We start from the raw sequence: 15031 nt of genomic DNA on the forward strand, positions 1-15031 counted from the left end.
GCCCTTTGATGGCAAAAAACAGGGTGCAGGTCAGACAATTGCCTGCTGAAACGCGTTTGCAGCGCAAAAATGCACCACAACAGTGCATTTGATGTAACGTTTTTGCACCACGGCAGGCCACGCTTTCTTCGCTGCCTGATGGTGGTGCATCAGGCGCTGAGCGATTCTTCTCTGGCGCTGGCCGCTAGCTCTTCGCCAGCCAGCTGCAGCTGATACATCTGCCAGTATCGCCCTTTCGCCGCCAGCAGCTGCTGATGATTACCTCGCTCGACAGCCTGTCCGCGATGCAGGACCAGGATGGTATCGGCCTCAACGATGGTTGACAGCCGATGGGCGATGACCACCAGGGTGGTATGCTGACGAACTTTCGCCAGCGCCAGTTGAATCGCCTGCTCGGTGCCGGAGTCGATGTTGGCCGTCGCCTCATCCAGAATCAACACCTGCGGAGTCTCCACCAGTACGCGCGCCAGCGCCAGCAGCTGCTTCTGCCCGACGGAGAGGTTATTGCCCTGCTCGCCCAACTGGGTGTACAGGCCATCGCTCATGCTGCGCGCCACCTCCGCCAGTTGCACCGCCTCCAGCGCTTCCCAGACCTGCGTCTCACTGATGTCCCGACCCAGCGCGACGTTGGCATAGAAGGTATCCGCCAGTACCACCGGATCCTGTTGCACCATCGCGATGCCCCGACGCAACGCGCTGTGGCTGAGGGAAGCGAGCGGCCGACCATCGATGCGGATCTCCCCGTGGGTTAACGGGTAATAGCCCATCATCAGACTCGCGAGAGTACTCTTCCCGCTGCCGGTATGCCCGACCAGCGCCACAAAGCTGCGCGAGGGAATGTCCAGGCTGATATCCTGCAGGACCAGTCGATCCCCCCGGTAGGCAAAGGAGAGATGGTCAATTTCCACCCGGCCGCTGCGCAGCGGCGCGTCATCCGAGCCCCACGCCTGGCGCGGGCGATCCATCAGCTCAAAAACGCGTTCGCCGGCGACCACCGCCTGCTGCAGCATCGACTGCTGGGTGGTCAGCTCAATGAGTGGCTCATTGAGGCGTCCGAGATAGCTGATAAACGCGTACAGGACCCCGACCTCGATCGTGCCCACCGCGCTAAAGCCAAACAGCATCAGCAGCCCGCACAGTACCAGCGAGGAAAAGAGGCTCAGCAGCGGGCGCAGCAGGAAACCGTCGAGGCGCAGCGTCTGCATTCGCGCCAGGTAGTGGGCATAGCTGGCCTCGCGCATCCGTTCACCAAAGCGCGCCTGCTGGCGGAACTGCTGGATCACCCCCATGCCGTTGATCACTTCGTTGAAACCATCGTTGATATCAGCAAGCCAGGCGCGCACCCGGCGCACAATCGGCGTGCTATAGCGCTGATAGATAATCATCACGATCAGTACCGCCGGGAAAATCGCGATCGCCACCAGCGCCATTCGCCAGTCGAGGCTGAACATTGCCACCAGCATCGCGCCGATCAGCGCGGCGCTGCGCAGCACGGTTGCCACCACCGTCACGTACAGGTCACGAATGACTTCGGTATCGTTGGTCACCCGTGAGATAAGCTGCCCGACCGGCTGGGTATCAAACTCGCTGAGCGGCTGATGCAGGGCGGCATCCATCACGTCGCTGCGCAACTGCTGGACGACGCCGACCGCGGCGCGGTTAAACAGTAGCGACTGGTTATAGTGCAGTAACGCCGCCAGCAGCTGCAGGCCGATATAGGCTACCGCCAGGCCTGCCACCAGCTTCAGCGGCAGCGTATGCTTCGCCACCATATTATCGATGAAATAGCTGATGAGCAGCGGGCCGCTCACTTCCGCCGCCGCCGCGATCCACATCATCCCCACCGCGATGGCCAGCGGCTTACGCCACGGTGAACCATAGGCCAGCAGGCGTTTAAGCGTCGGCCAGAGTTCGGTAAAGCTACGCATCCAGGGCCTCCTCTTGCGCCTGCGGAACCTCGTCGAGCGCGGCTTCCAGCTGCTGGTAACGATACATGTCGCGATACCAGCCTGGCTGCACGGCCAGCGCCTCGTGGCGGCCACGCTGGGCAATATGCCCATGCTGCAACACCAGAATTTCACTGGCCTCGGTCAGCGCCGACAGCCGGTGGGCGCTGATAATCACCGTCCTCCCCTCTCCCCACTGGCGCAGGTTGTGCAGGATCTGGTGCTCCGTACGGCCATCCACCGCCGACAAAGCATCATCCAGGATCAAAATTTCGGCCTCCAGCAGCAGAGCGCGGGCAATCGAGATGCGCTGTTTCTGGCCGCCGGAGAGCATCACGCCGCGCTCGCCCACTTCGGTATCGTACCCCTGGGGCAGGCGCAGAATGTCGTCATGCACGCTGGCCAGCCGTGCCACGCGTTCAATCTGCGCTGGTGTCGCATCCGGTTTGCCCAGCGCGATATTATTGGCGACGGTGTCGGAGAATAAAAATGGCGTCTGATTGACCACCGCCAGCCGGGCACGCCAGCTGTCGAGCTGCAGACGCGGCAGCGGCAGATCGTGAAAGCGGATCTCGCCGCTGGTGACGTCAAAATGACGTTGCAGCAGCGCCAGAATGGTACTTTTACCGGCACCTGTCGGCCCGCAGATACCCAGCATTTGCCCAGGCTGGAGGGTAAAATTAACCTGCTCCAGCGACGGTTTACTCGCCTGCGGATAGCTGAAATTGCGGATGGCAACCTGCAGGACACCGCGGCCTGCTGGCACGGCTTCAGTACCGTCGTCCACCGCTGGCGCCTCTTCGAGCATCGTGCGGATACGACCATAGGCCGCGCTACCGCGCTCAACAATGTTAAACATCCACGCAAGCGCCAGCATCGGCCAAATCATCAGGCCAAGATACATTACAAAGCTGGTCAGCTGGCCCAGCGTCAGGCTGCCGTGGATCACCATCCAGCTGCCGCCGCCGATAGCCAGCAGGTTAGCGGCCCCGATGGCGATATAGATGGTGGGGTCGAAACGCGCATCAATGCGTGCCACGCGCATGTTTTTCGCGCCGGTATCGGCGGCATCGGCGGCAAACTGCGCCGACTGGCGATCCTCCAGCCCAAAAGCCTTAATCATACGGATGCTGGTCAGGCTCTCCTGTGTGCGATCGTTAAGGCTGGAAAAGGCCGCCTGGGCCACGCGAAAACGTTCGTGAAGCGCATCGCCGTTGCGTTTAATCGCCAGCGCCATCAGCGGCATCGGCAACAGCGCCAGCAGGGTGAGCTGCCAGCTAATCTGCGTCGACATCACAATCAATACCGCACAACCCATCACCATCGAATCCACCAGGGTTAACACCCCTTCACCGGCGGCAAATACCACCCGGTCAACATCGTTGGTGGCGCGGGCGATCAGATCGCCAGTACGATGGCGTAAATAGAATGCCGGATGCTGGCGGCTCAGTTGCCGGTAAAAATCTTCCCGCAGTTCGACCGCCAGCTGGTAAGAGGCGCCGAACAGCAGCACGCGCCAGACATAGCGCAGCAGGTAGACCATTACCGCGACCAGCACCAGCGCGCCGATCCACATCCACACCTTCTCGGCGGTGTAATGTTGTTGCGTCACGCCGTCCACCACAATGCCCACCACCTTCGGCGGAATAAGCTGCAGGACGGCAATAATGGCCAGCAGGGCAATCGCGCCAAGATAGCGGCGCCACTCCCGGCGGAAGTACCAGCTGAGTTGAGCAAATAATCGCAAGCAGTAAAATCCTGATTTGTAATGGGTTACGGCGCAATACCGTTATTCGACAGGCAAGGCAGTGGTATATTTTATCTGTTCCATGGCAAAACTCGAAGTGACATCCGACAGCCCCGGCACGCTGTTCACTAAACGTTTATAAAAATCGTCATAGCGTTTCATATCGGCCACTTGCACCCGCAGCAGGTAATCATACTCTCCTGCCATCCGCCAGAAGCCGAGCACCTCTGCCATCTGCGTCACTTCGCTCACAAAATGGCAATACCAGTCGCTGCTGTGATGCTGGGTCTTGATCAGGACAAACGCCGTCAGGCCCAGCCCCACCTTTTCCGCATCCAGTAAGGCGACGCGCCCGCGCAAAATACCTTCATCTTCGAGCCGTTTCAGGCGTTTCCAGCAGGGTGTGGTGGTCAGATTAACGGCATCGGCCAGCGCCTGCAAAGAGAGGGTGCAATCTTCCTGCAGCAGCGCCAGCAGCTTACGGTCAATTTTATCTAGCATAGGGTATCCGAAGAGAAAATTTTGCTCCCATAATGGTAATCCAAAGGTTAAATGGCAACAATTTTTCCCGGACTTTCCGCTAAGCTAGGCACAAAATGACAAACAGGAAATCACGATGAATAGCGCCTGGGTTAAACATGCCATTAGCGAAATCAACGCCGACTATCAGCGCTCCGCTGACACGCATCTGATCCGTCTGGCGCTGCCTGCGTTTCCAGGCATCCAGCTGTATCTGAAAGATGAAAGTACCCACCCCACCGGCAGCCTTAAGCATCGCCTGGCACGGTCGCTGTTTCTCTATGGCCTGTGCAACGGCTGGATCAAAGAAGGTACGCCGATTATTGAATCCTCCTCGGGCTCAACCGCCGTTTCGGAGGCCTATTTCGCCCGCCTGCTGGGGCTGCCGTTTATCGCCGTGATGCCTTCCTGCACCGCCAAACGTAAAATCGAACAGATCGAGTTTTACGGCGGACGCTGCCATTTTGTGCAGAGCGCCTGCGAAATCTACGACGCTTCCGAAATGCTGGCCCGCGAGCTGAACGGCCATTATATGGATCAATTCACCTTCGCCGAACGGGCCACCGACTGGCGCGGTAACAATAATATCGCCGACAGTATTTTCCGCCAGATGAGCCATGAACCGCACCCGCAGCCATCATGGATCGTCATGAGCGCCGGCACCGGCGGCACCTCGGCAACCATTGGCCGCTATATCCGCAGCCAGGGCCATGAGACGCAGTTGATGGTTGTTGATCCGCAGAATTCGGTCTTCCTCGAGTACTGGCAGACCCGCGACGCCAGCCTGCGCAGCCTGGTCGGCAGCAAAATTGAAGGCATCGGCCGCCCACGCGTCGAACCGTCATTTATTCCCGACGTCGTCGACGAGATGTTGCGCGTGCCGGATGCGGCGAGCGTGGCCACCGCCCTGTGGCTGGAAACACAGCTTGGGCGCAAGGTCGGCGCTTCTACCGGCACCAATATGTGGGGCGTATTGCAGCTGGCCGCGCGGATGCGCGAGGAAGGACGAACGGGTTCCATCGTCACGCTGTTGTGCGACAGCGGCGAGCGCTACCTGGAAACCTATTACAACCCGCAGTGGGTGGCCGCCAATATCGGCGATATCGCGCCCTGGCAGGTGGAGATCGCCGCGCTGGTCGGCAGGCGATAAAAAAAGCCAGATAGAAAACTATCTGGCTTGCCGGAAGGGTCTCTCTATTCGGGGGAATAAGGAAGATCAGGATTATCCAGCCAATGCGTTAAAAAGTGGGAGACCGCCTGATGTCGGCAGTCACCGATAACAGGAAGATGCGGCAGCTCGGCTTTCAGCTGCGGCATCGCGTTGCCCATGATAAATCCCCGCCCAACGCTGCCCAGCATCTCGCGGTCGTTCATCGCATCGCCAAACGCCATGCACTCCTGCAGGGTGAAGCCTAAGTGCTGGCTGAGCACCGCCAGCGCCGCACCTTTATTACACCCAACCGGCAGCACTTCCAGACAGTCCATCGCCGAGAAGCAGAGAAACGCGCGATCGCCCAGCGTCTCATTTAGCTGGATCCGCAGGCGGCGGAGATCGTCATGATCGCCGCAAAAACAGATCTTGGTGACATGCTGCGCCGACATGCGTTTCGGATCGCACAGTTGATAGTGAAAGCCGCTGAAGACATGTGCTTGCAACAATTCAGGCCTTGCCTGACCGGTGAACCAGCCGCCATCGTTAAACACATGCATGCTGGCCTGAGTATCCCATTTGCTGTGCAGCACCGCTTCCGCCGCCTCGGGAGCGAGATCCTGGCGATAAAGCTCCTCCCCTTCCAGCGAATGGATGCGCGTCCCGTTGCCGGTGATCAGAAATGCGTCCAGGGAAAATTCGCCAATCACATGGTGCATCTCCAGCACATGGCGACCGGTAGCGAACGTCAGGGTGATATTACGTTCCCGCAGCCGTTTCAGCGCGGTGAGCGTTTGCTCGCCGAGACGATGGTCCGGCATCAGCAGGGTGCCGTCCATATCAAATGCGGCCAGTTTTGCCATGATGTATTCCCCGATGTGTGATGGGCTTCGCTTGTGTTGCAGTATCACCTGGGATATACGGAAGTAATAGTGAATAGATATTATTAATTGTTCCGGGTTTACAGCGGCCCGGTGGACGACGGCTCCCATGCGACTCTTACACCGTTTAAATCAGTACCAGCGATTGTGGCAACCCTCAGCCGGGGCGCCGCAGCAGGTGACCGTCGGCGAACTGGCGGAGCGCTGTTTTTGCAGCGAACGCCACGTCCGCACTCTGCTGCGTCAGGCGCAGGAGGCGGGGTGGCTAAGCTGGCAGGCCAGCTCCGGGCGCGGCAAACGCGGGCAGCTCTCATTTCACAAAACCCCGGAAAGTCTGCGCAACGAGATGATGGAGCAGGCGCTGAACAACGGTCAGCAGCAAAACGCGCTGGAGCTGGCGCAGCTGGCCCCGGTGGAGCTGAAAGCCCTGCTCCATCCCTTCCTCGGCGGTCAGTGGCAAAACAATACTCCGACGCTGCGTATTCCTTACTATCGCCCACTGGAGCCGTTGCGCCCTGGCTTTCTGCCCGGACGCGCCGAGCAGCATCTGGCCGGGCAGATCTATGCCGGGCTAACGCGCTTCGACGAAGGCGACAATATGCCGATCGGCGATCTGGCGCATCACTGGCAGGTCTCACCGGACGGCCTGCGCTGGCATTTTTATATTCGCTCTACGCTGTACTGGCACAATGGCGATGCGGTGGAAACCGCGCAGCTGCGGCAGCGGTTACGGCTGCTGCTTGAGCTGCCAGCCTTGCGGACCCTCTTCGCCAGCCTTAGCCGTATCGATGTCACTCACGCCCAGTGTCTAACCATCACGCTGCATCGTCCTGACTACTGGCTGCCGTTCCGTCTCGCCAGCTACTGCAGCGTGCTGGCGCATCCTGACGATCCGGCCATCGGCTGCGGGCCATTCCGCCTGAAGCGGTTCAGTCCGGAACTCGTCCGCCTGGAGAACCATCCCCGTTACCACCTGCAGCATCCGCTGATCCAGGCAGTGGAGTACTGGATCACTCCTCAGCTCTTTGACCGCGATCTCGGCACCAGCTGCCGCCATCCGGTGCAGATCACCATCGGCGATCGCGAAGAGCTCCACAATCTGCGTCAGGTCAGCAACAGTATCAGCCTTGGCTTCTGTTATCTCACCCTGCGCCACAGCCCGCGTCTTAGCAAAGCGCAGGCCCAGCGGCTGGTGTCGATAATCCATCACTCGTCGCTGCTGGAAACGCTGCCGCTGGAGGAGGATCTGATTACGCCGAGCCATGAGGTGCTGCCAGGATGGTCCATCCCGCAGGGACCGGAAAACAACGCGGTACCGCTGCCGGCCAGACTTACCCTGCTCTATCATCTGCCGGTCGAGCTTCATGCGATGGCCGAACAGCTGAGGCAACGGCTGGCTCTGCTGGGCTGCGAGCTGACGCTCATTTTTCATGACGCCAAAAACTGGGAAGGCTGTCAGCATCTGGGGCAGGCCGATCTGATGATGGGCGACCGGCTAATCGGCGAAGCGCCTGAATACGCCCTCGAACAGTGGCTGCGCTGCGATATGCTGTGGCCTAATTTGCTTACCGGGGCGCAATATGCCCATCTGCAGGCGACATTAGACGCCGTGCAGGCGCAGCCCGAAGCCCGCAGTCGAAACGATGCGCTGCGCAACGTGTTCAACAGTCTGATGGAAGACGCCATCATGACGCCGCTGTTCAAATATAACTATCGGATCAGCGCGCCACCGGGGGTCAATGGCCTGCGTCTTAACGCCCGGGGCTGGTTCGACTTCGCCAGCGCCTGGCTACCGGCGTCATCGTCATGAGAGAGCTGGTCGCCGCGCGCGTCTGGCGCTACCATAGCGCCTTTACTCATTTAGTCAGGAATTGCCATGAAACGCGCCGTAGTTGTCTTCAGCGGAGGACAAGATTCAACCACCTGCCTGGTGCAAGCTCTGCAGCAGTATGATGAAGTGCATTGCGTCACTTTTGATTATGGCCAACGCCACCGCGCGGAAATCGACGTGGCGCGCGAACTCGCCCTGAAACTGGGCGCTGTCGCGCATAAAGTGCTGGACGTCACTCTGCTCAACGAACTGGCAGTCAGCAGCCTGACCCGCGATAACATTCCGGTACCCGACTATCAGCCTGATGCCGAGGGCATTCCCAACACCTTTGTCCCCGGGCGCAATATTCTGTTTTTAACCCTGACAGCAATCTACGCCTATCAGGTGAAAGCCGAAGCCATCATCACCGGCGTGTGCGAGACCGACTTCTCCGGCTACCCGGACTGCCGCGATGAGTTTGTCAAAGCGCTGCACCACGCCGTCAGCCTTGGGATGGCGAAAGACATTCGCTTTGAGACGCCGCTGATGTGGCTGAATAAAGCCGAGACCTGGGCGCTTGCCGACTACTGGGGTCAGCTGGATCTGGTGCGCCAGGAAACCCTCACCTGCTACAACGGCATTAAGGGCGATGGCTGCGGCCAGTGCGCCGCCTGTAACCTGCGCGCAAACGGACTCAACCAGTATCTGGGGGACAAGGTCGGCGTAATGGCGGTGATGAAGCAAAAAACCGGGCTGGCACAGGCATAGCCTCGGGGAGCTTTTTGCCCTAAGCTTCAGTTCAAATTCCCCGGTGGCGCAACGCTTACCGGGGCTACGGGTTCATCACCTGCCGTGGGCCCGGCACTCACGCGACGGTTGTCAACGCAAGTTCATCTGGTCAAGTTTCTCGCGCAACTCCCCTTCCAGCGGCAGCGCCTTCTGGGTTTTCAAATCGATACAGACGAAGGTAATCAGCGCATCGGCCACCACTTCGCCATTGGGGTTGAGGGTGACCACCTGGCTTAGCGTGCCGCTTTTGCCGTTGAGTTGCTCCAGTTTGCTGCTCACTGTCAGCACATCGCCCAGTACCGCCGGACGACGGTAGTTAATATTGATATTCACCACCACGAAAGCGATATTTTTCTCCGTCATCCACTGAAACGCGGGGCTGTTTTCCAGGCCATCCCAGCGGGCTTCCTCAAGGAACTCCAGGTAGCGTGCGTTGTTCACATGCTGGTAGACGTCGAGATGATAGCCGCGAACTTTAATTTGTGTCTGCATAGCACCAATGCCTTTCTGTTATTGTTGTTTATGAGGTAAGAGGTCACACCACTTGATGCAACCTCTTTATCCTGGCAAAAAATCACCGCTGTGCAAGGTCTGGCATAAAATTTACAGCGTCAGATGGGCTAAATTGCGCTCCACCAGCGAGCTGCCCATTCCCGGGACCTGCTTCAGATCATCGAGGGTTTTGAACGGCCCGTACTCTTCGCGGTAGCTGACAATGGCCTGGGCTTTTTTCAACCCCACGCCATTCAACGCCTGAGCCAACTGTTCGGCGCTGGCGCGGTTAATGCTGACCTTTGTCACCCCGTTGTCCGCCTCACCGGGCACCGTTTCCGCCTTCGCCGAAGTAGTCGCCTGCACATTTTCTTTATTCACCGCCGCTTTGCCGCTGGCGGGTGCAGCCAGCGCTCCCTGTACGCCTACCGCGAAAACCAGTACGCCCGCGGCCATCAGTGCTTTTATTCCATATTTCATGCTGATATCTCCTTGTGTGTAGACAGCAAGGTTACGATAGCGTCAGTGCGGATGGCCGACAAAAGGCAAATCACAGAAATGGAAAGGGCCGCGAAAGCGGCCCTTGGGGATTACATCGTGTTGCTCATTTTTGCGAGACGACGCGAAATTACTGCTGCTGGTCGATGCTGTCGCCCAGTTTAATTTTCGCCGCCTTGCGCAGGTTACTCATCAGCGCTTCGAAAGCGATTTGGGCGTTGTTCTGGGTAATCCCCTGAACCATGGCCTTCTTCTGCTCTTCCGGCATGTTGCCTGCTTTCACTTCATCCAGCGCCACCAGCACCACATCGCCTTGCATATTGCTGCCAACGCCATAGACCGGTTTGCCCTGCTGCGGCAGCGGCAGAGTAAATGCCAGTTGGCTCAGCGGATCCTGGCCGGTACGGGAAAGCGTCTGCGGCGCGCCGAAGCTCAGGCCAGCCGCCTTCATCGCTTCATCGCCTTTGCCGTCTTTCAGCGCCGCCAGCAGCTTGTCGGCATCCAGTTTCGCCTGCTGTTCCGCTTTATTGTGCTTAACGATATCGCTGACCTGCGCCTTCACTTCGGCCAGCGGTTTCACCGCCTCGGCTTTGTGCTCGCTGATGCGCAGAACAAAAGCGCGATCGCCGTCAACGGTAATGATGTCGGAGTTGCTGCCCGGCGCGCCGTTCTCACCCACCAGACCGCCGTTGAAGATTGCGTCAGCGACCGGTTTAAAGTTCAGCTCTTCCGGCAGGTTATCGCGGCCAAACCAGCCGGTTTCCACCACCTTCAGTCCAGCGACCTGCGCCGCGCCCGCCAGCGATTCATTATCGTTACTGGCCGCATCGCTCACCTTCTGCTGCAGCGCGTAGTAAGCATCCAGCGCTTTTTCCTGCTTCACTTTCGCCGCAATGTCATTGCGCACGTCAGCCAGCGGTTTCACCTGCGCCGGCTGGACGTCGTCCAGACGGGCCACCAGGAAGCCAACTGAGGATTTGATCACGCCAGACAGCTGGCCTTTCTCTTTCAGCCCGGCATCTTTCAGCTCAGGCACCGTAGAGGCATCTTCCATCCACCCCATATCGCCGCCGTTGCGGGCAGAGATAATATCGGTCGATTTTTCTTTCGCCAGCGTGGCGAAATCTGCCCCTTTTTGCAGCTCGGCCAGCACCGCTTTCGCATCGGCTTCCGTTTTGGTCTGAATCACGCTGTAGCGGTTGCGCTGCGGCTGAGTGAACTGATCCTTGTGCTGGTCATACCATGATTGAATCTCTTCGTCAGAGGCATTCTCCTGCATGCTGGCGGCATCCATTTTGATATAGCTGACGCGGAACTGTTCCGGTGCCATAAAACGGGCCTGATTCTGCTGCCAGAAGGCGTTGATTTCCTCATCGCTGGCCGTCTGTTTTGCCGCCAGGGCATTCACGTTGATGGTCGCTTCGCGGACGACACGCTGCTGAGACACCAGCGCCGCCAGTTGATCGGACTCGCCCGGCAGCATGAAGTCGGTACCCGCAATGGCGTTAATCAGCTGCTGTGTGGTCAGCTGGTTACGCAGCGCCTGAGCGTACTGATCGGTGGTCATCCCCATCTGGGCGACAATACCGCTGAAACGCTGATTGTCGAACTTACCGTTCGTCTGGAACGCCTGGGTCTGGAAGATCGCCTGCTTCACCTGCTCATCGCTGATGCTGAGACCCAGCTCGCGGGCATACTGATCCAGAAGCGACTCATCGATCAGCCGGTTCAGCACCTGCTGGCGCATGGTTTTCATGTAGTTTTCGTTCGCCGCCAGCTCGGAGAACTGGTCGCCAAGCTGCTGCTGCATACGGTTACGTTCGCTGGCGACGGCGTTTTCAAACTGCCCACGGCCAATCTCCTGGCCATTCACTTTTGCGGCATAGTTTTTGCCACCGCCAATCAGGTAACCACTCACCCCGGTCAAAATGAACGAGACGATAATGATACCGAAAATAATCTTGAGCACGACGCTGTTGGCGGCCGTGCGTAGGTTGTCCATCATGGTGTAACAACGCTCCGCTGTAGATGACTTTAGCTCGCGCAGCATAGCACGTGATGGCCGCCGCGCGTGAGGACGTATTTTGACAAGAAAACAGGGTGATTGTCAGCCCACAAGTGGCGATAAACACACATAAAGTGGTCTGAAAAGGCAATAAAAAAGGCACATCTCACGATGCGCCCTTGTACTTCGTCACATTCCCTGACGGGAAAGCCGATCAGTTCACCGCGTCTTTCAGCGCTTTACCAGCACGGAAGCCCGGCACTTTTGCGGCAGCGATAGTAATTTCTTTACCTGTTTGTGGGTTGCGACCAGTACGGGCGGCACGTTCTTTAACAGCAAAGGTACCAAAACCTACCAGCGCAACGTCATCCCCAGCCTGCAGAGATTCAGTAACAGAAGCGATTAAAGCATCTAACGCACGTCCAGCTGCAGCTTTAGAAATGTCCGCACCCGCAGCAATTTTGTCAATCAGTTGAGATTTATTCACTGTTCTCTTCCTCTCTTTATAATTTATATCGCACCTGAGTCCTTCATAGTGCGACCGCGCAGCAGTTATATCAGGACTGTCATGCCCTTACAACAGCAGTTGTCGATGACCCCCCTGCCAGCGATCTAAGTTAGCTACACAAAAAAAGGCTGGCAAGTCCGAAATGACTTACCAGCCCTATTTTTATTAGCGCAATTTGCGCAGAATCACTATTTCGCGGTCACAACCTGCATGCCGAACGGTTCGTTCTGCAGCGCAAGTGTCAGAACTTCCTCGATTCGTTTCACCGGATGGATATCCAAATCGGCGATAACGTTATCTGGAATTTCTTCAAGGTCGCGTTTGTTCTCATCAGGAATCAGAACAGTCTTAATGCCGCCGCGATGCGCCGCCAGCAGTTTTTCCTTCAGACCGCCGATCGGCAGCACCTGACCACGCAGAGTGATTTCACCGGTCATCGCCACATCAGCGCGTACCGGGTTACCGGTCAGACAGGAGACCAGCGCCGTACACATGGCGATACCCGCGCTCGGACCATCCTTCGGCGTCGCCCCTTCCGGTACGTGGACGTGAATATCACGCTTCTCGTAGAAGTCGGCGTTAATGCCCAGTTTATCCGCCCGCGAACGTACCACGGTCAGCGCAGCCTGAATCGACTCCTGCATGACTTCACCCAGCGAGCCGGTATAGGTCAACTTGCCTTTGCCTGGTACGCAGGCGGTTTCGATGGTCAGCAGATCGCCACCCACCTCCGTCCACGCCAGACCGGTCACCTGACCGACGCGGTTCTCGCTATCGGCACGGCCATAGTCAAAGCGCTGTACGCCGAGATAATCGTGCAGATTCTCACCGTTAATCTCGATGTGTTTCAGCGTTTTATCCAGCAGCAGCTGTTTTACGGCTTTACGGCACAGCTTGGAGATTTCACGCTCCAGGCTTCGAACCCCCGCTTCACGCGTGTAGTAACGAATAATGCCGATAATGGCGCTATCGTCGACGGTCAGCTCGCCTTTCTTCAGCGCGTTACGTTCAATCTGCTTCGGCAGCAGGTGACGCTTGGCGATGTTCAGCTTTTCATCTTCGGTATAACCGGAGAGGCGAATCACTTCCATACGGTCCAGCAACGGCGCCGGAATGTTCATGGAGTTAGACGTCGCCACGAACATCACGTCGCTGAGATCGTAATCCACTTCCAGATAGTGGTCGTTAAAGGCCACGTTCTGTTCCGGATCCAGCACCTCAAGCAACGCTGAAGCTGGGTCGCCGCGCATGTCGGAAGACATTTTATCGATCTCATCCAGCAGGAATAGCGGGTTTTTGACCCCCACTTTCGCCATTTTCTGGATCAGTTTGCCCGGCATCGAGCCAATATAGGTCCGACGGTGACCGCGGATTTCCGCTTCATCGCGCACGCCACCTAACGCCATACGTACGTATTTGCGTCCGGTCGCTTTGGCGATGGATTGGCCCAGCGAGGTTTTACCTACCCCCGGCGGTCCCACCAGACAGAGGATTGGCCCCTTGATTTTGTTCACCCGGCTCTGCACCGCGAGATATTCAAGGATGCGATCCTTCACGCGCTCCAGACCATAGTGATCGGTATCGAGGATCTCCTGGGCCTGACGCAGGTCTTTTTTGACCTTGCTGCGCGCATTCCACGGCACCTGCACCATCCAGTCGATGTAGCCACGCACGACGGTCGCTTCCGCAGACATCGGCGACATCATCTTCAGCTTCTGCAGTTCCGCTTCGGTTTTTTCTTTCGCCTCTTTCGGCATTTTCGCCGCGTCGATCTTACGCTTCAGCGCTTCGTTTTCGTCCGGGGCGTCGTCCATCTCGCCGAGTTCTTTCTGAATTGCTTTCATTTGCTCGTTCAGATAGTACTCGCGCTGGGATTTCTCCATCTGCTTTTTGACGCGGTTGCGAATGCGCTTCTCAACCTGCAGCAGATCGATTTCCGATTCCATCATCGCCATCAGATATTCCAGACGTTCGTTGATGTCGGACATCTCGAGCACGGACTGCTTGTCAGCCAGCTTCAGCGGCATGTGTGCCGCGATGGTATCCGCCAGGCGCGCCGGATCGTCGATACTGTTCAGCGACGTCAGCACTTCCGGTGGGATCTTCTTGTTCAGCTTGATATAGCCTTCAAACTGGCTGATAGCGGTGCGAACCAGCACTTCCTGCTCACGTTCGTCAATCGCCGGCGAGTCGAGATACTCCGCTTTCGCCGAGAAATGTTCGCCATTATCAGACAGCGCAGAAATACGTGCACGCTGCAGCCCTTCGACCAGCACCTTCACGGTACCGTCCGGCAGCTTCAGCATCTGCAAAATAGACGCCACGGTTCCAACGGTGAAAAGATCGTTTACACCCGGCTCATCCGTCGACGCTTCTTTCTGCGCAACCAGCATGATTTTTTTATCATGGTCCATGGCCGCTTCGAGGCAACGAATAGATTTTTCCCGCCCTACGAACAGGGGTATGACCATGTGCGGATAAACCACCACATCGCGCAATGGCAATACGGGGATTTCAATGCGTTCAGAACGCTCAGGATTCATAGAGCTCTCTCTTAGTTTAAAGTCCGCCAGGTAGCCGACGACGCCATACTCCACTGCATCGTCGTTAATATGTAATCCAGTATATGGGGATGTATTCCACACATTCAACGGCGGGAATGCAGGAAAAATAAAAGGGGAGATAA

At 57.6% G+C, this 15031-nt stretch carries 12 protein-coding genes; 3 read left to right on the plus strand and 9 right to left on the minus strand.

From position 1 onward, the window contains the following. Window positions 1–149 precede the first annotated feature (149 nt). Genes CWM57_RS10810 through CWM57_RS10820 form a run of 3 tightly spaced genes read right to left on the minus strand, consistent with a single transcriptional unit; the run spans window position 150 to window position 4194 of the window. A complete protein-coding gene (locus CWM57_RS10810; protein WP_061155543.1) occupies window positions 150–1928 on the minus strand; it encodes a SmdB family multidrug efflux ABC transporter permease/ATP-binding protein in 1779 nt (592 codons plus the stop codon). After that, window positions 1921–3693 carry a SmdA family multidrug ABC transporter permease/ATP-binding protein gene (locus tag CWM57_RS10815; protein WP_061155544.1) on the minus strand — a complete coding sequence of 591 codons (1773 nt, stop codon included), beginning with the start codon at window positions 3691–3693 and terminating at the stop codon, window positions 1921–1923. Before CWM57_RS10815 ends, CWM57_RS10810 begins: the two co-directional genes overlap by 8 nt. A 42-nt stretch (window positions 3694–3735) precedes the next feature. Next, window positions 3736–4194 carry an Lrp/AsnC family transcriptional regulator gene (locus tag CWM57_RS10820; protein ID WP_004204786.1) on the minus strand — a complete coding sequence of 153 codons (459 nt, stop codon included), beginning with the start codon at window positions 4192–4194 and terminating at the stop codon, window positions 3736–3738. A 115-nt stretch (window positions 4195–4309) separates the two neighbouring features. Here CWM57_RS10820 and CWM57_RS10825 point away from each other — a divergent pair, with 115 nt between their 5' ends. Beyond that, window positions 4310–5362: a PLP-dependent cysteine synthase family protein gene (locus CWM57_RS10825; protein ID WP_074386730.1), complete on the plus strand. Its 1053-nt coding sequence runs from the start codon at window positions 4310–4312 to the stop codon at window positions 5360–5362. Window positions 5363–5406: 44 nt separating this feature from the next. Here the strand turns inward: CWM57_RS10825 and cof are convergent, their stop codons facing one another. Next, a complete protein-coding gene (gene cof, locus CWM57_RS10830; RefSeq protein ID WP_016160381.1) occupies window positions 5407–6225 on the minus strand; it encodes an HMP-PP phosphatase in 819 nt (272 codons plus the stop codon). Window positions 6226–6352: 127 nt separating this feature from the next. On the opposite strand from cof, the gene CWM57_RS10835 reads away from it, so the two are divergent. Then, window positions 6353–8053, plus strand: coding sequence for an SgrR family transcriptional regulator (locus tag CWM57_RS10835; RefSeq protein ID WP_074386731.1), 1701 nt, complete (start codon window positions 6353–6355; stop codon window positions 8051–8053). A 66-nt stretch (window positions 8054–8119) separates the two neighbouring features. Continuing rightward, window positions 8120–8821: a 7-cyano-7-deazaguanine synthase QueC gene (gene queC / locus CWM57_RS10840; protein WP_061155548.1), complete on the plus strand. Its 702-nt coding sequence runs from the start codon at window positions 8120–8122 to the stop codon at window positions 8819–8821. Window positions 8822–8932: 111 nt separating this feature from the next. On the opposite strand, the gene CWM57_RS10845 is transcribed toward queC, so the two are convergent. From CWM57_RS10845 to lon, 5 genes are all read right to left on the minus strand, one after another. Continuing rightward, a complete protein-coding gene (locus tag CWM57_RS10845) occupies window positions 8933–9334 on the minus strand; it encodes a YbgC/FadM family acyl-CoA thioesterase (protein ID WP_023288617.1) in 402 nt (133 codons plus the stop codon). Window positions 9335–9445: 111 nt separating this feature from the next. Beyond that, window positions 9446–9814 carry a helix-hairpin-helix domain-containing protein gene (locus CWM57_RS10850; protein ID WP_077268420.1) on the minus strand — a complete coding sequence of 123 codons (369 nt, stop codon included), beginning with the start codon at window positions 9812–9814 and terminating at the stop codon, window positions 9446–9448. Window positions 9815–9962: 148 nt separating this feature from the next. Further along, entirely contained in the window at window positions 9963–11837 is a 1875-nt protein-coding gene (ppiD, locus tag CWM57_RS10855) for a peptidylprolyl isomerase (protein WP_074386733.1), read from the minus strand. 214 nt (window positions 11838–12051) lie between these two features. Continuing rightward, the gene (gene hupB / locus CWM57_RS10860) at window positions 12052–12324 is read right to left on the minus strand and encodes a nucleoid-associated protein HU-beta (protein WP_002444653.1); all 273 of its coding nucleotides are present in this window, start codon (window positions 12322–12324) and stop codon (window positions 12052–12054) included. A 209-nt stretch (window positions 12325–12533) separates the two neighbouring features. After that, complete coding sequence (gene lon / locus CWM57_RS10865) at window positions 12534–14888, minus strand: endopeptidase La (protein WP_061155551.1); 2355 nt, start codon at window positions 14886–14888, stop codon at window positions 12534–12536. Window positions 14889–15031: the final 143 nt, after the last annotated feature.

This window comes from Klebsiella sp. G-Nf4 (genome assembly GCF_002810615.1).
Classification (GTDB): Bacteria; Pseudomonadota; Gammaproteobacteria; order Enterobacterales; family Enterobacteriaceae; genus Klebsiella; species Klebsiella variicola.